Source organism: Streptomyces sp. NPDC033178 (assembly GCF_055577685.1).
Window position 1 is genome coordinate 46,629 of the sequence record NZ_JBVIPT010000027.1, and the last position, 24,419, is coordinate 71,047.

Annotated in this window: 20 protein-coding genes; 16 read left to right on the forward strand and 4 right to left on the reverse strand. The window is 71.4% G+C overall.

Annotated elements, in window-relative coordinates; all coding sequences use genetic code 11:
• The first annotated feature begins 127 nt into the window (after positions 1-127).
• Positions 128-748: a TetR/AcrR family transcriptional regulator gene (locus ACZ5VQ_RS44175; RefSeq protein WP_469109942.1), complete on the forward strand. Its 621-nt coding sequence runs from the start codon at positions 128-130 to the stop codon at positions 746-748.
• Positions 749-934: 186 nt separating this feature from the next.
• On the opposite strand, the gene ACZ5VQ_RS44180 is transcribed toward ACZ5VQ_RS44175, so the two are convergent.
• The 3 genes from ACZ5VQ_RS44180 to ACZ5VQ_RS44190 are packed head-to-tail and all read right to left on the reverse strand — an operon-like array spanning position 935 to position 4,076.
• On the reverse strand, positions 935-1,219 hold the full coding sequence (locus ACZ5VQ_RS44180) for a hypothetical protein (protein ID WP_469109943.1): 285 nt from the start codon (positions 1,217-1,219) through the stop codon (positions 935-937).
• Between the two features lie 20 nt (positions 1,220-1,239).
• Positions 1,240-3,825: a 4-alpha-glucanotransferase gene (gene malQ, locus ACZ5VQ_RS44185; protein WP_469109944.1), complete on the reverse strand. Its 2,586-nt coding sequence runs from the start codon at positions 3,823-3,825 to the stop codon at positions 1,240-1,242.
• Positions 3,825-4,076, reverse strand: a complete 252-nt coding sequence (locus ACZ5VQ_RS44190) for a hypothetical protein (protein ID WP_362079601.1) — start codon at positions 4,074-4,076, stop codon at positions 3,825-3,827. The genes malQ and ACZ5VQ_RS44190 overlap by 1 nt, the downstream gene beginning before the upstream one ends.
• A 329-nt stretch (positions 4,077-4,405) precedes the next feature.
• Between ACZ5VQ_RS44190 and ACZ5VQ_RS44195 the strand changes: the two genes are divergently transcribed.
• From ACZ5VQ_RS44195 to ACZ5VQ_RS44205, 3 genes are read left to right on the forward strand one after another with little or no spacing between them, the layout of a single operon-like run.
• Positions 4,406-4,939, forward strand: a complete 534-nt coding sequence (locus ACZ5VQ_RS44195; RefSeq protein WP_469109945.1) for a PadR family transcriptional regulator — start codon at positions 4,406-4,408, stop codon at positions 4,937-4,939.
• 11 nt (positions 4,940-4,950) lie between these two features.
• Positions 4,951-5,661 carry an ABC transporter ATP-binding protein gene (locus tag ACZ5VQ_RS44200; protein ID WP_469109946.1) on the forward strand — a complete coding sequence of 237 codons (711 nt, stop codon included), beginning with the start codon at positions 4,951-4,953 and terminating at the stop codon, positions 5,659-5,661.
• A complete protein-coding gene (locus tag ACZ5VQ_RS44205) occupies positions 5,658-7,013 on the forward strand; it encodes an FtsX-like permease family protein (RefSeq protein WP_469109947.1) in 1,356 nt (451 codons plus the stop codon). The genes ACZ5VQ_RS44200 and ACZ5VQ_RS44205 overlap by 4 nt, the downstream gene beginning before the upstream one ends.
• A 146-nt stretch (positions 7,014-7,159) precedes the next feature.
• Here the strand turns inward: ACZ5VQ_RS44205 and ACZ5VQ_RS44210 are convergent, their stop codons facing one another.
• Positions 7,160-7,696, reverse strand: a complete 537-nt coding sequence (locus ACZ5VQ_RS44210; RefSeq protein ID WP_055611422.1) for an HNH endonuclease — start codon at positions 7,694-7,696, stop codon at positions 7,160-7,162.
• A gap of 275 nt (positions 7,697-7,971) precedes the next feature.
• Here ACZ5VQ_RS44210 and ACZ5VQ_RS44215 point away from each other — a divergent pair, with 275 nt between their 5' ends.
• The 12 genes from ACZ5VQ_RS44215 (at position 7,972) to ACZ5VQ_RS44270 (ending at position 24,412) form a co-directional block, all read left to right on the forward strand.
• Positions 7,972-9,051: a mechanosensitive ion channel family protein gene (locus tag ACZ5VQ_RS44215; protein ID WP_469109948.1), complete on the forward strand. Its 1,080-nt coding sequence runs from the start codon at positions 7,972-7,974 to the stop codon at positions 9,049-9,051.
• A 373-nt stretch (positions 9,052-9,424) separates the two neighbouring features.
• On the forward strand, positions 9,425-10,636 hold the full coding sequence (locus tag ACZ5VQ_RS44220) for an ROK family transcriptional regulator (protein WP_469109949.1): 1,212 nt from the start codon (positions 9,425-9,427) through the stop codon (positions 10,634-10,636).
• 84 nt (positions 10,637-10,720) lie between these two features.
• Entirely contained in the window at positions 10,721-12,049 is a 1,329-nt protein-coding gene (locus ACZ5VQ_RS44225; RefSeq protein ID WP_469109950.1) for an ABC transporter substrate-binding protein, read from the forward strand.
• Between the two features lie 5 nt (positions 12,050-12,054).
• Positions 12,055-12,996: a carbohydrate ABC transporter permease gene (locus tag ACZ5VQ_RS44230; RefSeq protein ID WP_362299919.1), complete on the forward strand. Its 942-nt coding sequence runs from the start codon at positions 12,055-12,057 to the stop codon at positions 12,994-12,996.
• A gap of 3 nt (positions 12,997-12,999) precedes the next feature.
• Positions 13,000-13,896 carry a carbohydrate ABC transporter permease gene (locus tag ACZ5VQ_RS44235; protein ID WP_200398118.1) on the forward strand — a complete coding sequence of 299 codons (897 nt, stop codon included), beginning with the start codon at positions 13,000-13,002 and terminating at the stop codon, positions 13,894-13,896.
• Between the two features lies 1 nt (position 13,897).
• A complete protein-coding gene (locus tag ACZ5VQ_RS44240) occupies positions 13,898-15,163 on the forward strand; it encodes a 6-phospho-beta-glucosidase (RefSeq protein ID WP_469109951.1) in 1,266 nt (421 codons plus the stop codon).
• Positions 15,154-16,128: an N-acetylglucosamine kinase gene (locus ACZ5VQ_RS44245; protein WP_469109952.1), complete on the forward strand. Its 975-nt coding sequence runs from the start codon at positions 15,154-15,156 to the stop codon at positions 16,126-16,128. Before ACZ5VQ_RS44240 ends, ACZ5VQ_RS44245 begins: the two co-directional genes overlap by 10 nt.
• 281 nt (positions 16,129-16,409) lie before the next feature.
• Entirely contained in the window at positions 16,410-17,813 is a 1,404-nt protein-coding gene (locus tag ACZ5VQ_RS44250; RefSeq protein WP_469109990.1) for a hypothetical protein, read from the forward strand.
• A gap of 14 nt (positions 17,814-17,827) precedes the next feature.
• Positions 17,828-18,838, forward strand: a complete 1,011-nt coding sequence (locus tag ACZ5VQ_RS44255) for a glutamate ABC transporter substrate-binding protein (protein ID WP_469109953.1) — start codon at positions 17,828-17,830, stop codon at positions 18,836-18,838.
• 70 nt (positions 18,839-18,908) lie between these two features.
• Entirely contained in the window at positions 18,909-20,231 is a 1,323-nt protein-coding gene (locus ACZ5VQ_RS44260; protein ID WP_469109954.1) for a hypothetical protein, read from the forward strand.
• Positions 20,228-22,984 (forward strand): serine/threonine-protein kinase, encoded by a 2,757-nt coding sequence (locus ACZ5VQ_RS44265; protein ID WP_469109955.1) that lies wholly within the window; start codon positions 20,228-20,230, stop codon positions 22,982-22,984. The genes ACZ5VQ_RS44260 and ACZ5VQ_RS44265 overlap by 4 nt, the downstream gene beginning before the upstream one ends.
• On the forward strand, positions 22,985-24,412 hold the full coding sequence (locus ACZ5VQ_RS44270; RefSeq protein WP_469109956.1) for a PP2C family serine/threonine-protein phosphatase: 1,428 nt from the start codon (positions 22,985-22,987) through the stop codon (positions 24,410-24,412).
• Positions 24,413-24,419 lie beyond the last annotated feature (7 nt).

The window sequence follows — 24,419 nt, forward strand, 5'->3', positions numbered from 1 at the left end:
TGGCAAGCAAGCACCGGGCGGTCCGGGTGCCAACACTCGTTGGCCAACGCTTGTAGGCCAACGCCCGTTTGCCATCATAGAGCGACACCCCTGGCCCGTCAACAACTGTTGGCCTACGCTTGTTGGCATGACCGACACCGACTCCCCCGCGCAGCCAACCCGGCCCGCACAGTCCCCGCAGCCCGCCCGCCGCTCCGACGCCACCCGCGCCACCATCCTCACCGCCGCGCGCGAACGCTTCGCCGCCGACGGATACGAGCGCGCGACCATCCGCGCCATCGCCCGCGACGCGAAGATCGACCCCTCGATGGTGATGCGCTACTACGGCAACAAGGAGGGCCTGTTCGCGGCGGCCGTCGACATCGATCTGCGGCTGCCGGTACCGGAGAAGGTGCCGAAGGAGGAGGTCGGCCGGATCTTCGTCGAGCATTTCGTGGCGCTCTGGGAGAACGACGAGGTGCTCACGGCGTTGCTGCGGGTCGGGGTCACCAACGCCGCCGGGGCCGAGCGCATGCAGGGCATCTTCAAGGAGCAGTTGGTGCCGGTGGCCCTGCGCGTCTGCCCCGACCCCGAGCAGGTCCCGGCCCGCGCCGCGCTCGTCGCGTCACAGATGCTGGGCATGGCGTTGACCCGGTACGTCCTGCGCCTGCCGCCCGCCGTGGACCTGTCCAGCGAGGAGATCGTGGCCTGGCTGGCACCGACGGTCCAGCGCTATCTGACGGCCCCGCACCCGGGGCCCTCCCGCTGAAGCCGCAACCGCAACCGCGGCCGCGGCCGCAAGCCGCCGAACACGGTGCCCGTACCGGCCGGGAACACGTCAAGGGCACCGTCCTCGGGCACGTACGACGACTGCCATACGTACACGAAGACGGTGCCCTCGAAACAGAAAGCCTCAGTGGCCGCAGAAAACCTCAGTGGCCGGAGCGGGCCGAGGTCAGGAGGCCTTCACGGCCGCCTTCGTCTTGGCGTTGCCCTTCGCCTTCGCCTTCGGGTGACGGTCCGTCGAGCCGTCGAGAACCCAGACCAGACCGGCGATCAGCAGGAACAGCCCGATCGGCGCCACGACAAAGAGCCCCAGCGTCTCGATGACGCTCAGGCCCGGACCGGGGTCGTCGCCGTCGTCAGGCGTCACCGCGAGCGCGGGGGACGACATCAGCAGCATCATCAGCGTCGTACCGGCAGCCAGGGCGCCGGCGCGCAGGGCGTTCTTCTTGTCCACGGTGCAAACGTAGCGAACACCTAATCCGGCCGCGCGCCCGGGGGTGCCGTACGGGGCGGAGCGCCTCCCGAGTCCGGTCCGGATTCTGCGAGATCCGTCCCGGATTCCGCCGGGTCCGGGACGGAAACTCCGGCGTCCGACCGGGAAACTCCCGCGTTCGGGGCGCATCCGCCCACCGCCCGGCTCGCGCGCACCACGTCGATGAGGGCGTACAGCCGGGGTGAGGCGGCGAGTTCCTCCAGGGTGACGGGGCGGCCCTCGGAGTCGGCGACGGGCAGGCGCCAGTTCGGGTACTGGTCCCAGGTGCCGGGCAGGTTCTGCGGGCGGCGGTCGCCGACCGCGTCCGGGAGCCAGACGCCGATCATGCGGGCGGGCGTGCGCAGCAGGAACCGGTGCAGGGCCTGGATCTGCGCCTCCTCCGAGTCCTCCGACAGCCCGCCGGCCGCGCCTTGGAGCAGTCCGAGACGGGCGAGCAGCGCCAGCCACTCCCCCACGTCGGCGGCCGCCTCGGCCCGTTCCTCCTCCACGGGGCGGGTCAACAGGCCCAGCCGGTCGCGGAGTTCGACGTGGTCGCCGGTGAGGCGGGACGCGGTGGGCGGCAGGTCGTGGGTGGTGGCGGTGGCGAGACAGTCGGCGCGCCAGCTTTCGGGCGGCAACGGCAGCCCCGTACCGTCCCAGTCGCGTTCGAACCACAGCACCGAGGTGCCGAGTACGCCGTGCTGGTGCAGCTTCTCCCGGACGCCCGGCTCAACGGTGCCGAGGTCCTCGCCGATCACCAGCGCCCCGGCGCGATAGGCCTCCAGCGCGAGGATCGCGAGCATGGCCTCGGCGTCGTATCGGACATACGTTCCCTCGGTGGCCGGGCGGCCCTGTGGGATCCACCAGAGGCGGAAGAGGCCCATGACGTGGTCGATACGGAGGGCGCCGGCGTAGCGGAAGAGGGCGCGCAGGAGGCGGCGGTAGGGGGCGTAGCCGGACTCGGCGAGGCGGTCCGGGCGCCACGGCGGCAGCCCCCAGTCCTGGCCCTGCACGCTGAACGCGTCCGGGGGCGCGCCGACCGACATGCCCGCCGCGAAGTACTCCTGCTGCGCCCAGGCGTCGGCGCCGCCCGGGTGGACACCCACGGCGAGGTCGTGCACGAGCCCGACCCCCATGCCCGCGTCGCGCGCGCTGCGCTGGGCGGTGGCGAGCTGGGCGTCGGTCAGCCAGGCGAGGCGGCTGTGGAAGTCGACGCGGTCCATCAACTCGCCCCGGGCGCGGGCGGTTTCGGCCGAGCGGGGGTCGCGCAGGGCGGCCGGCCACTTCTGCCAGTCGGAGCCGTACACCTCGGCGAGCGCGCACCAGGTGGCGTGGTCCTCCAGTGCCTCGCCCTCCTCGGCGAGGAAGTCGCAGTAGGCGGCGCGGCGTCCGGGTCCGAGCGGTACGTCCCGTACCAGCTCCAGGGCCTCGCGCTTCAGTTCCCACACGGCGTCGCGGTCGATCAACGCGCCTTTGTCCAGCACGGATTCACGCAGCCGCTCGGCCCGCTCCAGGAGCGTACGGACGCGGTCGCGGTCCCGCTCGCCGACGTACGCGAACTCGGGGACGTCCTCGACGCGCAGGTACACGGGGTCGGGGTAGCGGCGGGACGAGGGCCGGTACGGGGAGGGGTCGGTGGGCGCGCCGGGCACGGCCGCGTGCATCGGGTTGACCTGTACGAACCCGGCGCCGAGCGCCCGTCCTGCCCAGGCCGTCAGCTCCGCGAGGTCCCCGAGGTCGCCCATGCCCCAGGAGCGCCGCGACAGCAGGGAGTAGACCTGCACGAGCAGCCCGTACGTACGCCCCGGTGCCGCGGGCAGCCGCGTCGGCGCGACGACGAGATGGGCGCGGGCGGTCCGCCCGTCGGGAGCCGTGGCCTCCAACTCATGGACACCGAGGGGCAGTTGCTCGGCGGAGGCACGCGTCTCCCCCTGCTCGGTACGGATCCGCAGCCGGGTCCCGGCGGGCAACGCGGCGAGGACGGAGACGAGCGAGGAGTCTCCGGGCAATCCGGGCAATCCGGGCAATCCGGTCGGGCTGGTCGGGCTGGTCGGGCTGGTCGGGTCATGGTCGCCCGGCGCGGGCGCGGAGCCACCGGAACCGTCGGCTGCGGACGCACGGGCCGCGGACGGCGAGTCGCCCGGCACCGGCGCATCCCCGTCGGGCGCGGGTCGGCCCTCAATTGGCCCGGGAGGGTTCTCGCCCGCCCCGTGCCCGTTCTCCCCCGCCCCGTGCCCGTTCTCGTCCGGCTCGGAGCGGGCCTCGTCCGGCTCGGAGCGGTTCTCACCCCGCGCGCGCTCGTCCTCGTCCGCCCCCGGGGCGGATTCGTGCGCCCCGGGACCGTGGTCGCTCCCGGCGGCCGTCGTCGGCCCGCTCCAGCACACCAGTGTCGGTGGGAGCAGTCGTTCCCGTAGCTCCGTCTCGCGGGCCGTGAGCGCCGTGCGGACGGCATCCGGTGTGCCGGCGGCGACGCCCAGTGCGGCGAGGACGGCGACGACCGCGGCGTCCGAGGCCGCGACCGTGCGCCCGGGGGACGGGCTGAAGGAGGTGGCGACGCCGTGCAGCGCGGCGAGCCGGGAGAGCGGCATCAGACCCCCGATGGGTCCAGGCCCGCGGCGGCGCCCGTGGAGGTGGGCTCACTCGTCAGGGGCGCGGCGTCGGCGAGAGGCGGTTCGCTGGTGAGGGGGGCGGCGTCGGGCAGCGGCGGCTCGCTGGTGAGCGGCGCCTCCGCGCAGGGTCCTTCGGCGGTGAAGACACAGATGTACGGGTCGAGGTCGGCGGGCTGGTCCGCCGGGCGTTTGGAGAGGGCCGAGAGCAGAAGCTGTGCTGATGCGGCCACGGGGGCCTCCTTGGTCGTCGCGGGTTGCCGTACGGCATCCGTCCCGGGTAGCCGTACGGCGGGTCAGGGCAGCCCTACCCAGTGGGCGGGCGCGCAGACGTGACAGCCCGGACAGCGTGCCCTTGTTCACATTCTGTCCCGGATGCGCCAGGTGACCAAGGGCGCCTGGACGACCACCCCCCGCGATCAAGCCCCCCTCTCTCCCTCCCGTCTCTCCCGCGAGATCCCCTCACCCGAGCCCCTCCCCGGAGCCCCTCCCCGGAGCGCGGCCGAGGTTTTTCCGCTGCCACTATTCACTCACTACATATACTGAGTACATAATGACGCCCATGAGCACCCGCCACATCCTGCTGGGGCTGCTCGCCGGAGGGCCGAGCCATGGCTACGACCTCAAGCGACGCCATGACGAACGCTTCCCGCAAGCCCGCCCGCTGGCCTACGGCCAGGTCTATACGACGTTGCAGCGCCTGGTCCGCGACGGTCTCGCGGAGGTCGACGGGACCGGTTCGGACGGCGGTCCGGAGCGGACGCTGTACCGGTCCACCGACGAGGGGGCGAAGGAACTCGCCGCGTGGACGGGCGAGATCACCCCGCCCGCGCCCTTCGTGACGAACGAGATCTTCGCCAAGGTCGTCTGCGCGATCCTCGCCTCGGCCGACCCCGCCGGGTACCTGAGCGCCCAGCGCGCCGCGCACATGGCGCGCATGCGGGAGCTCACGGCGGTCAAGACGGCGCCCGGCGCCGATCTCGCGACGGTCCTCTCGGCCGACTACGCCCTCAACCACCTCGACGCCGATCTGCGCTGGATGACCACCACCGCGGCCCGGCTCACCACTTTGACCGCGGAGGTCGACGGAGCATGAGCAGCCCGCCCATGAGCAGTACGCACAAGGCCCTGCCGATCCTGACGGCCCGCGGCCTCGCCAAGACACACGGCATGACCCGGGCACTACGGGGTGCCTCCGCCGAACTGCGCCCGGGGGAGATCCTCGCGGTCACCGGCGCGAGCGGCAGCGGCAAGTCCACACTGCTGCACTGCCTGGCGGGCATCGTCCGCCCGGACGAGGGCTCGGTCGTCTACGCCGAGCAGCGCCTCGACCAGTTGCCGGAAGAGCGGCTGAGCGAGTTGCGGCGTACGGAGTTCGGGGTGGTGTTCCAGTTCGGGCAGCTGATCCCCGAGTTGACCGCGCTCGACAACGTCGCGCTGCCGCTGCTGCTCGCGGGGGCCTCCCGCAAGGATTCCCACGAGCGGGCGGGCGAGTGGCTTGAGCGGTTCGGCGTACGCGGCCAGGGGGAGCTGCGGCCCGGGGAGATGAGCGGCGGGCAGGCCCAACGGGTGTCGCTGGCACGGGCGTTGGTGACCGGCCCGAAGGTCGTCTTCGCGGACGAGCCCACCGGCGCACTCGACTCCCTCGCGAGCGAGGGGGTGATGACGGCGCTGGTGCACACGGCCAGGGAGTCCGGCACGGCGGTGCTGCTGATCACGCACGACGCGCAGGTCGCGGCGTACGCGGACCGTGAGGTGGAGATACGCGACGGAGTCGTCGTCTCCGGGGCGGACGCCGTCGTGGAGATGTCGCGATGAGGGCCGACCTGCGGCTCGCGCTGCTGCTGACCCGGGGCTCGGACCGGCGGGAGTGGTGGCGGGTGACGCTGACGGCGGTGGGGGCCGCGCTGGCCACCGGCCTCGGGCTCGCGGCGGTGGCGATCGCCTCGGTGGAGGGGCGGGTGTCCATCTCGTACTTCCATGGTCTCCTGGACCAGCCCGGGCAGCGCGCCGGGGTGGTCGTCACGCTGGTGCTCCTGTGGGTGCCGGTGCTCGGCTTCCTCGCCCAGTGCGCGCGCATCGGCGCCGTGCACCGCGACCGCCGGCTGGCCGGGCTGCGGCTCGCCGGGGCGACGCCGAGGCAGGTGCGGCGCATCGCGGCCTTGGAGTCGGGCCTCGCCTGTCTGCTGGGGGCGGTGGTCGCCGCGGTGTTCTCCGCGCTCCTCATGGTGAACCTGTTGGAGCAGCGGCCTCCGCTGCGGGCCTGGGGCGGTTTCGCCCTGGTGGCGCTCGCCGTGCCGCTGCTCGCCGTGCTGGTGAGTGTGGTCGCGCTGCGCCGGGTCGTGGCCTCGCCGCTCGGCTGGGTGCGCCGGGTGCGGCCGGGCCACGGCCGGGTCGCCGCTCTCGCCCTGGTGGTGCCGGCGGTGCTGGTGGGCCTGGCCGCCCTGCTGATCGTGATGCGGGGCACCGGGCCGGGGGCCACCGCGTTCCCCCTGCTGGTGTTCTCCGCGGTGGCGCTGACCAGTGCGGGCTCGGTGGCGGTTGCCGGGTTCACCGCGCGGGCCATCGGCAGGCGGCTCGCCGCCCGGACCGAGAACCCCGCGGTCCTGATCGCCGCCGAACGACTCCAGGCCGACCCGTGGGCCACCGCGCGCACCAACGCGGCGGTGCTCCTGGTGTCCGTCGTGGGCGTGGGCTTCATGGGCGTGCGTCAGATGTTCCTCGACGCCGTGCATCACCCGCGGCACGGCCTGCCCCACAGCGCCGAGGACCTGGCGTTCTACACCACCGGCGTCAATCTGGCGGGCGTCGCCGTCCTGGTGGCGCTGCTGATCAGCCTGGGCGGTCTCGCCGTGGGCACCGCCGAGTCGCTCGCCAACCGGCGCCGGGGACTTGCCGCGCAGACGGCGGCGGGCGTACCGCAGAAGGTGCTCGGCCGGGCGCTGCTCCTGGAGACCGCGCTGCCGCTGGCCCCGGCGATGCTGCTCGCGGGCTTCGGCGGCGCGGCGGTGTACATCGCGTACGGAAGCGCCGTGGAGGCCGAGACCATCCCGGTTCTGGTGCCGCTGCTCGTGCCGGTGGCCGTCTACGCGGCCTGTCTCCTGGCCGCCGCCACTTCCCTGCCGCTGCTGCGCCGTTCGGTGCATCCGGCGGAGCTGCGCTTCGCGTAGCCGCGCCGGGCCGCCCGGCGCACGACAGGACTCCGGCGCTCCGGAAGGCACGAGGGGACTTCCCGGAGCGCCGGAAAAAGCGGCGAACCGGCCCGCGCGAAAGAAGCGGAACCGGCTCGCACAAGGCAAGACGAAGGCCCGGATCGTCAGGCGGAAATGCCGTCGATCCGGGCCATCGCGTCCTCCGCGCCGTACGGCTGCAGGTATGGCAGCCAGCGCGGGTCCCTGTGCCCGGTTCCGATGATGCGCCAAGCGAGCCCCGTCGGCGGGGCCGGTTTATGGCGCAGGCGCCAGCCGATCTCGACCAGGTGACGGTCGGCCTTGACGTGGTTGCAGCGGCGGCAGGACGCCACCACGTTGTCCCAGACGTGCTGACCCCCGCGGCTGCGCGGGATGACGTGGTCGACGCTGGTTGCGACGCCACCGCAGTACATGCACCGGCCGCCGTCGCGGGCGAAGAGCGCCCGACGGGTCAGCGGAACGGGCCCCCGGTAAGGGACCCGTACGAACCTCTTCAGCCGGACCACGCTGGGTGCGGGGACAGTAACGGTTGCACTATGCATAAAGGCGCCGGATTCCTCGAGGCAGACAGCCTTGTTCTCGAGGACGAGGACGAGCGCGCGGCGGAGCGGTACGACGCCGAGGGGCTCGTACGACGCGTTGAGGACCAGGACATGCGGCACGGATGGCCTCCTTGTACGCCGGCGGCGCGTGGCTCGCGCCGGGACGATCTGTAGTCAGTCTCCCCTCATGCCTGGTGGAAGCGCCACCATGTCCCGGTAACGGGCTGGGAGTGTTTTCGACCACACCTTCTTCATCCCCAGGTGAGCACAGTCTCTCCCTCGAACATTGCAACGATCCGCACATGGTGCCCCGTTAGTGTGGTGGTTCTGCCCGTCGGTGCCCCTTTCCCGATGTCCCTGCCGCGGGCGGACCGCTACGCCTGGAGGTACCTGCCGTGTTCTTGTCCGTCCTGTCGGCCGCCGATCCCACCGAGGAACCGACGGCGCCAACGCTCCAGGACGCCCAGGAAGGCGCGACCAACGCCGCCAGCTGGGTCGAGCAGAACTGGTCCACATGGCTCAGCATCGGCCTGCGCGTGCTGCTGATCCTGGTGATAGCGGCCGTGCTGAGAGTGGTCATACGGCGGACGATCACGAAGTTCATAGACCGCATGAACCGGACGGCCCAGGCGGTCGACGGGACGGCCCTCGGCGGCCTCCTGGTCAACGTCGAACGCCGCCGCCAGCGCTCCCAGGCCATCGGTTCGGTGCTCCGCTCGGTCGCGTCCTTCGCGATCATGAGCACGGCCGCGCTGATGATCCTCGGCACGTTCGAGATCAACCTGGCCCCGCTGCTGGCCTCCGCGGGTGTGGCGGGCGTGGCCATCGGTTTCGGCGCCCGCAACCTGGTCACGGACTTCCTCTCCGGTGTCTTCATGATCCTTGAGGACCAGTACGGGGTGGGCGACACGGTCGACGCGGGCGTGGCCTCCGGCGAGGTCATCGAGGTGGGCCTGCGTGTCACCAAGCTCCGCGGCGACAACGGCGAGATCTGGTACGTCCGCAACGGCGAGGTCAAGCGCATCGGCAACCTCTCCCAGGGCTGGGCGACGGCCGGTGTCGACGTGACGGTCCATCCCTCGGAGGACCTGGACCGGGTGAAGACCGTCCTCAACCGGGTCGGCGAGGACATGAGCAAGGCCGAGCCCTGGAACGAACGGCTCTGGGGTCCCATCGAGGTCCTCGGTCTCGACAGCGTCCTGCTCGACTCGATGGTCGTCCACGTGGCCGCGAAGACGATGCCCGGCAAGGCGCTCAGCGTGGAGCGCGAGCTCCGCTGGCGCATCAAGCACGCCCTCGACGGGGCCGGCATCCGCATCGTCGGCGGCCTCCCCGCCCCGTCGGACGAGGACCCGGCCCCCGATCCGACGGCGGGCATGGCGGCCCCGTCGGCCTACTCCAACTCCGCGTCCCCCCAGTCGCAGACGGCGTCCCCCATCGCGCCGGCGGCGGTCCCGACGAATGTGACGAAGTAGAGGCGAGAGCTTTCTCATACGCGCACGGCCCCGTGGGGCGGTATCCGGGTCACTCCGGGTACCGCCCCACACACGTGTCGCTCGGGTGCCGCCCCACACCCGTGCCACTCCCCGGGTGCCGCCTGACACGCATGTCGCTCCCCGGATGCCGTCCCGCGCGCGTGTCGCTCCGGGTGCCGTCCCCCGCGCGTGTCCCCGCACCGTCCGCCGGGTAACGACTTCATTGCCCGCCAGTGGCCGGTATTGACGCGTCCCCCACCCCGGGCCTACCTTCCTCCCACCGATAGGAAAGTTTCCTAACAGTGATTCCGCGGTGGACTTCGCGGTGGCACCACTGGGAAGCTGTGCAGCCGAAAGGCAGGTGTCGACACTCATGGCAGGAACCGCCGGTACGCCGGGCACCCCTCGCGTTCTGCGCGCCATGAACGACCGTGCCGCTCTCGATCTCCTGCTGGAGCACGGGCCGTTGTCCCGGACCCGGATCGGCAAGCTGACCGGCCTGTCGAAGCCGACCGCTTCGCAGCTGCTGGCCCGCCTGGAGGCGGCGGGGCTCGTCCTCGTCACCGGCACCAGCGAGGGCCGGCCGGGGCCCAACGCACAGCTGTACGCGGTGAACCCGGCCGCCGCCTACGCCGCAGGACTCGACGTGACGCCCGAGCGGATCCTCGCCGCCGTCGCCGATGTGACGGGGCGGACGGTGGGAGAGTACGAACTGCTCACCCCCGGCCGTCGCGCAGGACAGACCGTCGTACGGCAGGTCACCGACGCCCTCGACGGCGCCGTGAAGGCGGCAGGGCTGGTCCGGGCCGACGTCCAGCGGCTCGTCATCGGCACCCCCGGCGCCTTCGACCCCAACACGGGACGGCTGCGCTACGCCTCCCACCTCCCCGGGTGGCACTCCCCCGCCCTGCTCGACGAGCTCGCGGCCGCACTGCCGATGCCCGTCGAGTACGAGAACGACGTCAACCTCGTCGCCATAGCCGAGCAGTGGCTCGGTGCGGCCCGGGGCCACGAGGACTTCGTCCTGCTGTGGAACGAGGGCGGTCTCGGTGCCGCGCTCGTCCTCGGCGGACGCCTGCACCGCGGCTGGACCGGCGGCGCCGGCGAGGTCGGCTTCCTCCCCGTACCCGGCGCGCCGCTCGTGCGGCACGTCACCAAGGCCAACAGCGGTGGCTACCAGGAGCTGGCCGGCTCCCAGGCCATCCCGAAACTCGCCCGCGAACTCGGCATCCAACCCCTGCCGACCGGGCCGTACGCCGAAGTCGCCGCCGCGCTCGTCGAGCAGGCGGCGGACATCAACGCGGGAGCCCACCGGCAGCTCCTGGAGACGTACGCGACGGGGCTCGCCACCGGTCTGGCCTCGCTGGTCTCCGTCCTCGACCCCGAACTCGTCGTCCTCAGCGGGGCCTCGCTCACCAGGGGCGGCGAACCGCTGCGCGCCCTGGTGCAGGCCGAGCTGGAGGAGCTGGCCGCATCCCGGCCGCGCCTCGTGGTCGGCGACGTCGACGAACAGCCCGTGCTGCGCGGCGCGTTGGAGAGCGCGCTCGCGGCCACCCGCGACGAGGCCTTCGACACCTCGCGCTGAGCCGGACCCCGCACGCCTCCCCCCGCACATCTCCGTACACAACCCGTCCCACACCACCCCGTCCCGCCCCAGGGAGACTTCGCCATGCCCAGAATGCCCAGGAAAGCGGTGCTCGCCGCCGCCTCGATAACCCTTCTCACCACCGCCTGTACCGGCCAGTCGGACACCGGCGCCACGGACGATCCGAACGCGTCGACCACGATCACGTTCTGGCACGGCTGGAGTGCTCCCGCCGAGGTCAAGGCCATCCAGGCGAACATCGACCGCTTCGAGAAGGAGCACCCCAACATCAAGGTGAAGGTCGTCGGCAACATCAACGACGACAAGCTCAACCAGGCGCTGCGCGCGGGTGGTTCCAAGGGTCCGGACGTGGTGTCGTCGTTCACCACGTCCAACATCGGCAAGTTCTGTTCGTCCGGCGCCTTCGCCGACCTCAAGCCGTTCATCGAGAAGTCGAAGCTCGACCTCGACAAGATCATTCCGAAGCCGATGCTGGAGTACACCCAGTTCGAGGGCACGCGCTGCGCGATGCCGCTGCTGGGAGACGCGTACGGCCTCTACTACAACAAGGACGCGTTCGAGAAGGCCGGCATCAAGGCGCCGCCGAAGACGTGGTCCGAGTTCGCCGAGGTCGCCAAGAAGCTGACGAAGTCCAAGGGCGACTCGTACGAGCAGCTCGGCTTCATGCCGAACTACCACGGCTACGAGACGGTCGTGGACCACTACATGTCGCAGTGGGACCACGCCTACTTCGACAAGGACGGCAAGTCCAGCATCGCCGAGGACCCGGCCTTCGCCGAGATGTTCACGTACCAGAAGAAGCTCGTCGACAGCCTCGGCGGCTTCCAGAAGCTGGAGAAGTACCGCAACACGTTCGGCGACGAATGGGGCGCCAAGCACCCCTTCCAGACCGGCCAGGTGGCCATGCAGCTCGACGGCGAGTGGCGGCTCGGGATGGCCAAGGACGCGGGCGTGAAGTTCGACATCGGCACCGCTCCCATGCCCGTCGCCGACGACGAGGTCGCCGAGTACGGCAAGGGCTTCCTCTCCGGCACGATCATGGGGATCGCGCCGCAGAGCAAGAAGCAGAACGCGGCCTGGGAGCTGGTGAAGTACATGACGACCGACACCGCGGCCGTCGTCGCCTTCGCCAACGCCATCCACAACGTGCCGTCCACGTTCGCCGCGCTGAAGTCGCCCGACCTGACCGTCGACCCCGGTTTCAAGACGTTCCTGGACATCGCGCAGAACCCGCACTCCAACACCCCGCCGGCGTCCGTCAACGGCTCGACGTACCAGACGACCCTCCAGGACTTCGGCTACCAGTACGAGTCCGGCAAGGCGAAGGATCTGAAGGCCGGCCTGAAGAAGACGGCCGACCAGATCGACCGTGACATCGAGCAGGCGAAGTAGCACCGATGTCCACGCTCACTCTGCGTGCGAAGCGCCGCCGGTCGGCGCTTCGCACGGCCGCCTTCATGTCGCCGTGGCTGATCGGCTTCAGCGTCTTCTTCGCGTATCCGCTGCTCTCGACCGTGTACTTCTCCTTCATGAAGTACGACGGCTTCGGCGTCCCCGTCTTCCGGGGGCTGGAGAACTGGAACTACGTCTTCAACGACTACCCCATGTTCTGGCCGGCGCTGCGCAACACCCTGTGGCTGGTGGTCGTCATGGTCACCCTGCGGGTCGCCTTCGGCCTGGGCATCGGCCTGTTGATCACGAAGATCAAGACGGGCACGGGTGTGTTCCGCACCCTCTTCTACCTGCCCTACCTGGCGCCGCCCGTCGCGGCGACGCTGGCCTTCGTCTTCCTGCTCAACCCGGGCACCGGGCCGGTCAACTCGGTCCTCGGCGACCTCGGCCTGCCGACGCCCGGCTGGTTCACGGACGCCGCGTGGTCCAAGCCCGCCCTCACCATGCTGGCCCTCTGGGGCGTCGGCGACCTGATGGTCATCTTCATGGCCGCGCTGCTCGACGTACCGAAGGAGCAGTACGAGGCCGCCGAGCTGGACGGCGCGTCCGCCTGGCACCGGTTCCGGTTCGTGACGCTGCCGAACATCTCACCGATCGTCATGTTCGCGGTGGTCACCGGCGTGATCCAGACGATGCAGTACTACACACAGCCACTCGTCGCGGGGAAGGTCGCCTCCGGGATCATCGGCGGCTCGGGCCAGCAGTTCGAACCGGGATACCCCGACAAGTCGACGCTCACCCTGCCGCAGCTCGTCTACAACCTCGGCTTCCAGCGCTTCGACTACGGCTCCGCGTGCGTGGTCGCGCTGGTGCTGTTCGCCCTGTCCATGGTGTTCACCGCGTTCCTGATGCGGCGCCGGGGCGGTCTCATCCAGGCAGGTGACTGACCCATGACCCAAGTACTCGACAAGCCCGTGGAGTTGGGGGCGCCGCCGGTCACACCCGCCGAGCGGACCGCCCGCCGCAAGGCCCTCCTCGAATGGATCGCCGTGCACGCGCTCGGCGTCGCGGCCGCGCTGTTCTTCGTGCTGCCCTTCGTGTTCGTCGTCCTCACCTCCCTGATGAGCGACAACCAGACCCTCACCAGGGACCTGATCCCGGACACCTGGGAGTGGGGCAACTACACGAAGGTCTTCGACACGCCCGGCTTCCTCACCTGGTGGAAGAACACCCTTCTGTACGCGGGTGCCGGCACCGTCCTGACGGTGGTGTCCAGCATTCCGGTGGCGTACGCGCTCGCCAAGTTCCGCTTCCGTGGCCGGAACCTGTCGTTGATGCTGGTCATCTCCATGATGATGCTGCCGCCGCAGGTCATCATCATCCCGATGTACCTGTTCTGGGCGAAGCAGCTGGATCTGTCGGGCACCCTGTGGCCGCTGATCATCCCGATGGCGTTCGGGGACGCGTTCTCGATCTTCCTGCTGCGGCAGTTCCTGATGACGATCCCGAACGAGTACATCGACGCGGCGAAGGTCGACGGCTGCGGGGACTTCAGGACCCTGCTGAAGGTCGTCCTGCCGATGGCCAAGCCCGGCATCGCCGCCGTCGCGCTCTTCCAGTTCTTCTACGCCTGGAACGACTACTTCGGACCGCAGATCTACGCGTCCGAGAATCCCGGCGCCTGGACCCTGAGCTACGGCCTGGAGTCCTTCAAGGGCGCCCACCACACCGACTGGAATCTGACGATGGCCGCGACCGTCCTGGTCATGGCCCCCGTGATCCTCGTGTTCTTCTTCGCGCAGAAGGCGTTCGTCGAGGGCGTCACGCTCACCGGAGTGAAGGGCTGACATGAAACTCGCAGTAGTGGGCGGGGGCTCCACCTACACCCCTGAACTCATCGACGGGTTCGCGAGGCTGAGGGACACCCTGCCCATAGAGGAGCTGGTGCTCGTCGACCCCGCCCTCGACCGTCTCGAACTCGTCGGCGGTCTGGCCCGGCGCATCTTCGCCAAGCAGGGACACCCCGGGCGCGTCACCACGACCGACGATCTCGACGCGGGTGTCGAGGGCGCCGACGCGGTGCTGCTCCAGCTCCGCGTCGGCGGACAGGCCGCCCGCAACGAGGACGAGACCTGGCCGCTGGAGTGCGGCTGCGTCGGCCAGGAGACGACCGGCGCGGGCGGTCTCGCCAAGGCGCTGCGTACGGTCCCGGTGGTGCTCGACATCGCCGAGCGCGTACGGCGTGCCAACCCGGACGCGTGGCTCATCGACTTCACCAACCCCGTCGGCATCGTGACCCGCGCCCTGCTCCAGGCCGGTCACAAGGCGGTCGGACTGTGCAACGTGGCGATCGGATTCCAGCGGAGGTTCGCCGGAATGCTCGGTGTCGCCCCCACCGATGTGCATCTGGACCATGTGGGCCTCAACCACCTCACCTGGGAGACCGGTGTGCGCCTCGGCGGCCCCGAGGGCGAGAACGTCCTGCCCAAGCTGCTCGCCGAGCACGGCGACTCCCTCGCCGACACCCTGCGCCTGCCGCGCGACATCCTCGACCGGCTGGGCGTCGTCCCGTCCTACTACCTGCGCTACTTCTACGCGCACGACGAGGTCGTACGGGAACTGGGTACGAAGCCGTCGCGGGCCGCGGAAGTGGCGGAGATGGAGCGGGAGTTGCTGAAGATGTACGGCGACCCGGAGCTGGACGAGAAGCCGGAGCTGCTCGCCAAGAGGGGCGGGGCGTACTACTCCGAGGCGGCCGTGGACCTCGCCGCGTCGCTGCTCGGCGGGGGCGGGAGTACGTACCAGGTGGTGAACACGTACAACCGCGGAACGCTGCCGTTCCTGCCCGACGACGCCGTGATCGAGGTGCAGGCCTCGGTCGGGCACGCTGGGGCGACCCCGCTGCCGGTGGCCCCGGTGGACCCGCTGTACGCGGGGCTGATGGCGAACGTCACCGCGTACGAGGACCTGGCCCTGGAGGCCGCGCTGCGCGGGGGACGCGAGCGGGTGTTCCGGGCGCTGCTCGCCCATCCCCTGGTGGGCCAGTACGCGTACGCCGAGGGCCTCACCGACCGGCTGATCGCGCACAACCGGGAGCACCTCGCGTGGGCGTGACCGCAACGGTCCTCGCCGTCGACGCGGGCAACAGCAAGACCGACGTCGCGGTCGTGGCGGACGACGGGAGCGTGCTCGCCACGGCACGCGCCGGCGGGTTCCGGCCGCCCGTCGTCGGCATCCGGAAGGCGGTCGACACGGTAGCGGACGCCGTCGGCCGGGCCTTCGCCGCGGCGGGCGTCGACTCCGTGAACCATGTCTCGGCATGTCTGGCCAACGCCGATCTGCCCGTGGAGGAGGAGCAGTTGGCCGCCGCGCTGCACGCGCGCGCGTGGGGCACGACCCTGGAGGTCCGCAACGACACCTTCGCGATCCTGCGGGCCGGTGTGGAGGAGCCGCGCGGGGTGGCCGTGGTGTGCGGCGCGGGCATCAACTGCGTGGGCATGCGGCCCGACGGCCGGGTCGCCCGCTTCCCCGCCCTGGGCCGTATCTCCGGTGACTGGGGCGGGGGCTGGGGCCTGGCCGAGGAGGCCCTGTGGCACGGGGCGCGGGCCGAGGACGGGCGGGGCGGTCCGACCGCGCTGGCCCGCACCCTGCCCGCGCACTTCGGCCTCGACTCCATGTACGCGCTGATCGAGGCCCTGCACCTGGAACACATCGAGCACGCGCGGCGCCACGAGCTGACGCCGGTCCTGTTCGCCACGGCGACGGACGGCGATCCGGTCGCCCGCGCGCTCGTCGACCGGCTCGCGGACGAGGTCACGTCCATGTCGGTCGTCGCCCTGACCCGTCTCGACCTGCTCGACGAGGAGACCCCGGTCCTGCTCGGCGGGGGCGTCCTGGCCGCCCGCCACCTCCAACTCGACGACCGGATAAGGGAACTGCTGGCCGAGCGCGCCCCCAAGGCCGTACCCCGCGTCGTCACCGCCCGGCCGGTCCTCGGATCAGCCCTCCTCGGACTCGACCACGAGGGGGCCCCGGCCCTGGCGCACGCCCGCGTGCGGGAGTTCTACGAGAAGGTCTGAGCGCGCCGGGAACCGAACAGTTCGGGTTGGCGTATTCATGGGCAGGGGTGGTACGGGATCTTCGCCGTGCTGCGATCCGGACAAGGCCTTGCTGCAATCGGAACAAGATCGCGGCAAGGCCTGTGCGGATGTCAGTCCCGGCGGCGATACTTGCGGCCGTGCACCTCTTCCCGCGCTTCCTGGCGCCCGGGAGGAGGTGACCGGCCTATGACCATGGGGGAGGTCGAGTGACATATCAGCAGAAGGGCGGTGCGGCGCCACCGGGGGCGCCCGCACCCACGATGCCCGCGGTGCCTCCGCAGGCGCCGCCGCCCGGGCCGCAGGTCCGCTCAACCATGCCCGACACCGGGCCTCCCCGCCGTACGGCGTGGGCGGAGGGCGTCGACCAGCTGCGGGCCGCGGCGACCACCGAGCCCGGGCGGCTGCGCATCATCGGCGCGGTGCTCGCCCTCCTCGTCGTCGCGTTCGGGGCGGTCACCGCCTGGGAGATGACGGGTCGTTCGGCCGCCGCGGACGACGTGCTGCACAGCAGCCAGCCGCTGAGCGCCGACGCGGCGGAGATCTACCGCTCCCTCGCCGACGCCAACACGGCCGCGTCCAGCGGCTTCCTCGCGGGCGGCCAGGAGACGAAGGAGTCCCGCGACCTCTACGAGAAGGACATCAACAGCGCGTCGGAGAAGCTGGTCACCGCGGCGGCCAACTCGGAACCCGGCTCCGCCTCCGAGAAGACCATCACCAAGCTGAACAGGATGCTGCCCGAGTACAAGGGCCTGGTGGAGCGCGCCCGGGCCAACAACCGCCAGGGCTTCCCCCTCGGCGGCGCCTACCTCCGGTACGCGAACTCGAAGATGCAGGTGATGCTCGACGACGCCGAGCGTCTCTACACGGTGGAGAACCAGCGTCTGCGCGCCGACTACGACGACGCGACGCCCTACCCGTGGATCGCGATCGGCGCCGGTGTCCTCGCCATCGGCGGCCTCGCCTGGGCCCAGCACCGCAACTACCGCCGTACGAACCGTGTGCTGAACCACGGCCTGGTCGCCGCCACGGCCGCCTCCACGGTCGTCCTGCTGTGGCTGGTCGTCGGCCACAGCGTCGCCCGCGCCGGCCTCAACGACTCGTACGACAACGCGGTCCGCTCGCTGAACACGCTGAACGACGCCCGGATCGCCTCGCTCAAGGCCCGGGGCAACGAGAACCTCACACTGGTCTCCCGCGGCGCGGAGACCAAGACCGTGGGCACGGGCACGAACGAGAAGACAGTGGACGTCTTCGACGACGACTACGAGAAGCAGATGAAGGCCCTCACCACGAAGCTGGCCGCCGCCGAGGGCCTCGCAGACGACAGCGCGGGCATGAAGCCGGTCAAGGCCGCGACGGCGAACATGAAGGTCTGGAAGGAACGGCACGTAGAAGCCCGCGCGGAAGACAACCTGGGCAACTACCAGGGCGCACTGGACCGGGTGATCGGCTCCAACGACAAGAAGCCGACGGGCGAGTGCTTCGAGAACGTCGACACGGCCCTGGCCACGGCGATCAAGCACGAGGAGACCGAGTTCAAGCAGGCCGCCGGAGACGGCCGGGGCGCGATGAACGGCCTGGTGGTGGGCGCCGCGGTCCTCGCGGTGCTGGCCGCGGCCGGCGCGGTGCTCGGCATCGGGCGCAGGCTGTCGGAGTACCGGTGAGAGGGGGCATGACGATGAACGCACGGCGTTTGCGGACCAGTCTGAGGGGCTGGGGCGGGGTGGGTGCGATGGCGGTCGTCTGCGCCCTCGCGGCGGTGTTCGCGCTGCTGCTGCCGGTGACCCAGAGCCGCGAGGACGGCGGCACGGACGCCGACGGCCAGGGTGTGGCCCAGGGCTCGCAGGCCAAGGCCGAGAAGTGCCCGGCCCCCCAGAACCAGAGCCTGGCCCCGGACTCCGGCCCCCAGGACGGCGTCAACGTCCAGCGGATCAAGGAGAAGGGCTTTCTGACGGTCGGCGTCGACCAGAACAGCTATCGCTTCGGCTACCGCGACCCGAACAGCACGTCGGCGTCCGCCAAGTTGGAGGGCTTCGACATCGACCTGGCGCAGGCGATCGCGGACGAGATCGTCGGCAAGAAGGAGAACAACGTCCGCTTCAAGGCCATCCCGACCATCGAGCGCATCCCGGCGATCCAGGACGGGAAGGTCGACATGGTGGTGCGCACCATGACGATCAACTGCGACCGGCTGAAGCTCGTGGCGTTCTCCTCCCCCTACTTCGAGACCGGCCAGCAGGTGCTCGCCCCGAAGAAGTCGACGGTCACGGGATACAACGACTCGCTCGCGGACAAGCGGATCTGCTCGGCGTCGGGCTCGATCGCCCTCGACAAACTGAAAGCGGACCTGGGGAGCGTCATCCCCAAGTCCGCCGACATCGGCACCGTCGTGCCGAACCAACTCGACTGCCTGGTGCGGCTGCAGCTCGGTGAGGTCGACGCCGTGGTGACCGACGGCGCGCTCGCCGCGAGCCAGGCCGCGCAGGACCCGACGGTCCAGCTCAAGGGCGAGCCGTTCACGGACGAGTACTACGGCGTGGCGATGAAGAAGGACGCAACCGATCTGATACGCCGGGTCAACCAGATCCTGGTGGACTACCGCAAGGCCGACTGGCAGAAGTCGTACAACACCTGGCTCGCCGGGACGCTCGGCAAGAGCGACGGTCCGCCCCCGGTCCAGTACAAGTAGCGGGAATGTTCCAGTAGTTCCTCACGAACAGCTCTTCACAAATAGTTCTTCACGAAGCGAGGGGTGATCGATGGGCGACACGGGACCCTCCGGGCCGGTGATGGACCGGGACGAGGTGGACCGTGCGCTGGCGCGGCTCGGCGCGGAGCACGAGGCCATCGAGACCTCGCTCCTCGCCCTGCAGGACCACGCGGGCCGCAGACTCCTCGAAGGCGCCGAGCTCACTGGTACGACCAAGGAGCGCTGGGGGGCCGCCGAGGCGTCGATCTCCCTGCTGTGGGCGTACTTCGACGCGTACGCCGACGCGTTGCGTTCCGCGCGGGAGATCCGCTCGCGCAGACGCTGGTCGAACCGCGACGACCTCGTGGAGCTGACGGAGCTGCTGCGCGGCGAGAGCGTCACGGTCGCCGGCAGCGCGTCCGCCACGGCCGCCGCGCCCACGATGGCAGGCACGGGCAAGCTCAGCGAGCGCTTCTCGCTCGCCGAACTCGTGGAGCGCATGAACGAGTTGTACGCGACCTCGCTGGACATGGTCGTGACGGCCGACGCCGTGTGGTCGGCGCTGCCCGCCCGGATCGATTTACTGGCCGCGGAGTTGCAGCGCACCCGCCAGCTCGCGCACTCCGTGGGCGTGCGGCCCGGTGAGCACCCCTCGGGCGACGACCTGGAGCGGATCACACGCACCCTGACCACGCTGCGCGAGCGGGTGGTGTCCGATCCGCTGGACTTCTGGCTGCCCGCGCAGGGCAGTTCGGCACCGGGCGGCGGCCGCCCCGACACCACGCGCTACGACCGCGAGGCGCGCGCCCTGGAAGAGGTGCGCCGCGAGATCGACGCGGTACTCACCGTGCGGCAGGACGCGGAGGCGCGGCTGGTGCGGCTGCGGGACGTGCTGAGCCGCGCGGACCGCACGCTCGCCGAGGCGCGAAGTGCCCGCGGCGAGGTCCTCGCGAAGATCGCCGCGTCCGAGGTGCCCGCGGTGAGCGGCCCGCCGACCGCGCTGCAGGAACAGCTGGCGACGGCCGCCGAGTACCGCAGGCACGCCCAGTGGCACCGCCTCTCGCCGCTCCTGGAGTCCCTGGAGGCGAAGGCCGACGACGAACTGCTGCGCGCCCGCGAGTCGTTGACCGCGGTCACCGCGCCGCTCGCGGTCCGCGCCGAGCTGCGCGGCCGTCTCGACGCGTACAAGGCGAAGGTCGCCCGGCACGGCTTCGCCGAGGACCCGCTGCTGGTGGAGCGGTACGACGCGGCGCGCCGCATGCTGTGGAGCGCGCCCTGCGACCTGCGTGTGGCGGAACAGGCGGTGCTGCGCTACCAGCACGCGGCCGCCGAAGTGCTGGTGCCCAGGGTCCCCGGGCACGGCGGACCACAGGACCGGAGGGGGGAATCGTGAGTCAGCAGAACGTCAACACCGAAGCGAGTGGGCAGAGTCCGCAGCAACCGTGTCAGCGGCCCGGCTGCTCGGGGTCGTACGAGGACGTGGGCGGCGGCGAGCTGTACTGCGACACCTGCGGTCTGGCCCCGGTCGTCTCGTCGACCGGCATGGTGGGCTCACCGCCGACCGGGATCACCGGTGGCGGCAGGAGCGGTTCGCGGGGTTCGGGCAGCGCCAGTTCGCGCTCCAGCTCCCGCGCCTCCTCACGCGCCTCGTCCCGGTCGTCGCAGTCGCGGCGCTCGGTGTCGGGCCGTCTCTCGCGCTCGGTGTCGGGCCGGACGACGGGCCGTTCGGTGTCGGTGCGCAGCTCCGGCTCGACCGCGGGGTCCTCCGGGCGCGGCCGGCTCGGCGTCGGTCTGGTGCAGGTTCCGGACGTGCCGCGGCCCGACCCGCGCGTGATGATCCAGGAGAACCCCGAGGTCCCCGAGCGCAAGCGGTTCTGCTCGCGCTCCGACTGCGGTGCGCCGGTGGGGCGTTCGCGCGGCGAGCGGTCCGGCCGTACGGAGGGTTTCTGCACCAAGTGCGGCCACCCGTACTCGTTCGTGCCGAAGCTGCAGACCGGCGACATCGTGCACGGCCAGTACGAGGTCGTGGGCTGCCTGGCGCACGGCGGGCTCGGCTGGGTCTATCTCGCCGTCGACCGTGCGGTGTCCGATCGCTGGGTGGTCCTCAAGGGCCTCCTCGACACGGGCGACCAGGACGCGATGGCGGCGGCGATCTCCGAGCGCCGCTTCCTCGCCGAGATCGAGCACTCCAACATCGTGCGGATCTACAACTTCGTGGAGCACCTCGACCAGCGGACGGGTTCGCTGGACGGGTACATCGTCATGGAGTACGTGGGCGGCAAGTCCCTCAAGGAGATCGCCAACGGCCGCCGCACGGCGACCGGCAAGCGCGACCCGCTGCCGGTGGAGCAGGCCTGCGCGTACGGCATCGAGGCGCTTGAGGCCCTCGGTCATCTGCACAGCCGCAACCTCCTGTACTGCGACTTCAAGGTCGACAACGCGATACAGACCGAGGACCAGCTCAAGCTGATCGACATGGGCGCGGTGCGCAGGATGGACGACGACGAGTCGGCCATCTACGGCACGGTCGGCTACCAGGCGCCGGAGGTCGCCGACGTCGGCCCGTCGGTCGCCTCGGACCTCTACACGGTCGCCCGCACGCTGGCGGTCCTGACCTTCGACTTCCAGGGCTACACGAACGTCTTCGTGGACTCCCTGCCCGACCCCGACAACATCGAGGTCTTCCGCACGTACGAGTCCTTCTACCGGCTCCTCGTGCGCGCCACCGACCCGGACCCGGCCCGCCGGTTCGCCTCCGCGCAGGAGATGGCCGAGCAGCTCACGGGTGTGCTGCGCGAGGTCGTCTCCGTGCAGACGGGACGCGCCCGGCCCTCGCTGTCCACCCTGTTCGGACCCGAACTGAAGGTCACGGACACGGAGTTGTTCGGCTCACTGGCCGGCGACGTGTCCCGACTGGGCATGCGGGTCGAGCCCGTACGGGGCAAGAAGGGCGCGCCCGCGCTGACGGCCGGCACGAGCGGAACGAACGGCACGAACGGGGCGGGGGCGGCGAGCGGGACCGCAGGGGCGAACGGCACGCCGTTTCTCCCGCCGGCCTCCGCGACCGCTCGGGCCTCCCTCCTCAAGCCGCTGAACACCGCCGCCGCGGCCCTGGCGCTGCCGGTGCCGCGGGTGGACCCGGGCGACCCCAACGCGGGCTTCCTGGCCGGGCTGATGACATCCGCACCGGCCGAGCTGATCACCGCGCTGCAGGCGGCGCCCGCCGGATCCCTGGAGCTGCGGCTGCGCGAGCTGCGGGCACGCCTGGAGATGGGCGAGCTCGACCAGGCGACCAGGACGCTCGAAGCCCTGGAGGCGGACCATCCCGACGACTGGCGGGTGGTCTGGTACCGGGGCGTGGCGGCGCTCGCGACCGGCGACCACGAGATCGCGGCGGTGTCCTTCGACGCGATCTACGACGCGTTCCCCGGCGAGCCCGCGCCCAAGCTGGCCCTCGGCGTGTGCGCGGAGGTCCTCGGGCAGCTGGACAACGCCGCCGAGTACTACCGCCTGGTATGGACCACCGACCCCAGCTATGTGAGCACCGCGTTCGGCCTGGCCCGCGTCCAGCTGGCGGCGGGCGACCGCCGTGGCTCCGTACGGACACTGGAGTCGGTTCCGGAGGCGTCGATCCACTACACGGCGGCCCGGGTCGCCGCGGTCCGGGCACGGCTGCGCCGGCGGCTGGCCGAGACCGCGCCGCCTCCACCGGGCACACCGGGCCCGCCGGCCCTGGGTACGTCCGGTACGGCGGTGCCCGCCGCGGGCGTACCCGGCACGGGAGTTCCCGGTCCCGGGCTGTCCGGGGCGGGAGTTCCCGACGCCCCGTTCCTTGACGACCTGACCTCGGCCGCGGCCCAGGTCGAGGCGCTGGACGGGTACGGTCTGGACGCGGTGCGCCGCGAGCAGTTGTCCACAGAGGTCCTTGGTTGCGCCCTGGACTGGGTACTCTCCGGTAGCCAGGGTTCCGCCCCGCCGAGCACTGGGACGCGGACCGTACTGCTCGGCAACGACCTGGACGAGCGGGGCCTGCGCTTCGGTCTGGAGCGCTCGTACCGGACACTGGCCCGGCTCGCCCAGCGTGGCGAGGAGAGGATCGATCTGGTGGAGCGCGCCAACCGCTACCGCCCCCGGACGTGGGTGTAATTGATGTCGCAGATGCCTCAACTGGCCGCCTGCCCCAGCTGCGAGGAGCCGCTGGAGTCGGGGGACCGTTTCTGCGGTGCGTGCGGGTACGACCTGTCGGCCGTACCCGCAGCACCGGACGACAACCCCACGGTCGCCGTCAACGGCGCGGCGCCCCGGCCCCCTTCGGCCGCGGCGTCCGTGGACTGGCCGGTCGCCCCCGAGGTGGACACCTCGGACACACCCGCGCCCGTGGTCCTGCCGACGGACATCGACGGCCGCGAGTCGGGCGGCTCCGACAGCCCGGGCGTACGGTTCGACCGGCCGGCGCAGCCGCCGTCGTCCCCGGCCGCACCACCGCCGCCCCCCGCGGCACCGCCGTTGCCGGGCCCCGCGCAGCCGCCGCAGTCCGCCGACCGGTCCGCCGCGCACGCGTCCGCGGAACCGGACGAGTACCCGCTCGCCGCGCCGCTGCCTCCCGAGGTGCCGCCCGCCGATCCGCGGACGGCCGACCTCCCGACGCCCCCCGCCGGCCTGAAGGTCTGTGTGGCCTGCCGCGCGGGCCAGGTGGACCGGGACGGCTACTGCGAGAACTGCGGGCACGCACAGCCGCGAGAGCGCGACCACATGGAGCAGGAGCTGGGCGCGGTGGCCGCGGTCAGCGACCGGGGTCTGCGCCACCACCGCAACGAGGACGCGTTCACCGTGTCCTCGACCGCGCTGTCCGACGGCTCGCCCGCGGTCGTCGCGATCGTGTGCGACGGCGTCTCCTCGGCGACCCGCCCCGACGAGGCCTCCCTGGCCGCCTCCCGCGCGGCCAACGAGTCCCTCCTGGCGGCCCTGCCGCGCGGCACGCACCCGCAGCAGGCGATGCACGACGCGATCCTCGCGGCCTCGGAGGCCGTCAACTCCCTGGCGGACCGCAGCGCTCCGGCCCACGAGCACCAGCCGCACGTGAACGCGCCCGCCTGCACCATCGTCGGCTCCGTCGTCACCCCCAGCCTGCTGATCGTCGGCTGGGTCGGCGACAGCCGCGCCTACTGGGTGCCCGTGGACCGGTCGTCACCCCCGGCCCGGCTCACCGAGGACGACTCCTGGGCCGCCCAGATGGTCGCCGCGGGCCTGATGAGCGAGGCCGAGGCGTACGCGGACGAGCGCGCCCACGCCATCACGGGCTGGCTCGGGGCGGACGCGTACGAACTGGAGCCGCACACCGCTTCCTTCAAGCCGGACCGGCCGGGTGTAGTGGTGGTGTGCACCGACGGACTGTGGAACTACGCGGAGGCGGCGGAGGAAATGGCCGAGGTCATCCCGCCCGACGCCGCGGACCGGCCGCTGCACAGCGCCCAGGTCCTGGTGGGCCACGCGCTGGACGGCGGGGGCCACGACAACGTAACAGTGGCCGTCGTGCCGTTCCCCGCCCCGCCGCAGGGGGCAGGATCGGCCTGAGGCCGAA

What these genes read in the sequence shown, in the direction of transcription:
- ACZ5VQ_RS44235 (WP_200398118.1), top strand. Translation starts at nt 13,000, where the DNA reads ATGACCCAAGTACTCGACAAGCCCGTGGAGTTGGGGGCGCCGCCGGTC.
- ACZ5VQ_RS44240 (WP_469109951.1), top strand. Translation starts at nt 13,898, where the DNA reads ATGAAACTCGCAGTAGTGGGCGGGGGCTCCACCTACACCCCTGAACTC.
- ACZ5VQ_RS44200 (WP_469109946.1), top strand. Translation starts at nt 4,951, where the DNA reads ATGAGCAGTACGCACAAGGCCCTGCCGATCCTGACGGCCCGCGGCCTC.
- malQ (WP_469109944.1), bottom strand. Translation starts at nt 3,825, where the DNA reads ATGCCGCTCTCCCGGCTCGCCGCGCTGCACGGCGTCGCCACCTCCTTC.
- ACZ5VQ_RS44175 (WP_469109942.1), top strand. Translation starts at nt 128, where the DNA reads ATGACCGACACCGACTCCCCCGCGCAGCCAACCCGGCCCGCACAGTCC.
- ACZ5VQ_RS44255 (WP_469109953.1), top strand. Translation starts at nt 17,828, where the DNA reads ATGAACGCACGGCGTTTGCGGACCAGTCTGAGGGGCTGGGGCGGGGTG.
- ACZ5VQ_RS44230 (WP_362299919.1), top strand. Translation starts at nt 12,055, where the DNA reads ATGTCCACGCTCACTCTGCGTGCGAAGCGCCGCCGGTCGGCGCTTCGC.
- ACZ5VQ_RS44195 (WP_469109945.1), top strand. Translation starts at nt 4,406, where the DNA reads ATGAGCACCCGCCACATCCTGCTGGGGCTGCTCGCCGGAGGGCCGAGC.
- ACZ5VQ_RS44220 (WP_469109949.1), top strand. Translation starts at nt 9,425, where the DNA reads ATGGCAGGAACCGCCGGTACGCCGGGCACCCCTCGCGTTCTGCGCGCC.
- ACZ5VQ_RS44250 (WP_469109990.1), top strand. Translation starts at nt 16,410, where the DNA reads ATGCCCGCGGTGCCTCCGCAGGCGCCGCCGCCCGGGCCGCAGGTCCGC.
- ACZ5VQ_RS44225 (WP_469109950.1), top strand. Translation starts at nt 10,721, where the DNA reads ATGCCCAGAATGCCCAGGAAAGCGGTGCTCGCCGCCGCCTCGATAACC.
- ACZ5VQ_RS44260 (WP_469109954.1), top strand. Translation starts at nt 18,909, where the DNA reads ATGGGCGACACGGGACCCTCCGGGCCGGTGATGGACCGGGACGAGGTG.
- ACZ5VQ_RS44205 (WP_469109947.1), top strand. Translation starts at nt 5,658, where the DNA reads ATGAGGGCCGACCTGCGGCTCGCGCTGCTGCTGACCCGGGGCTCGGAC.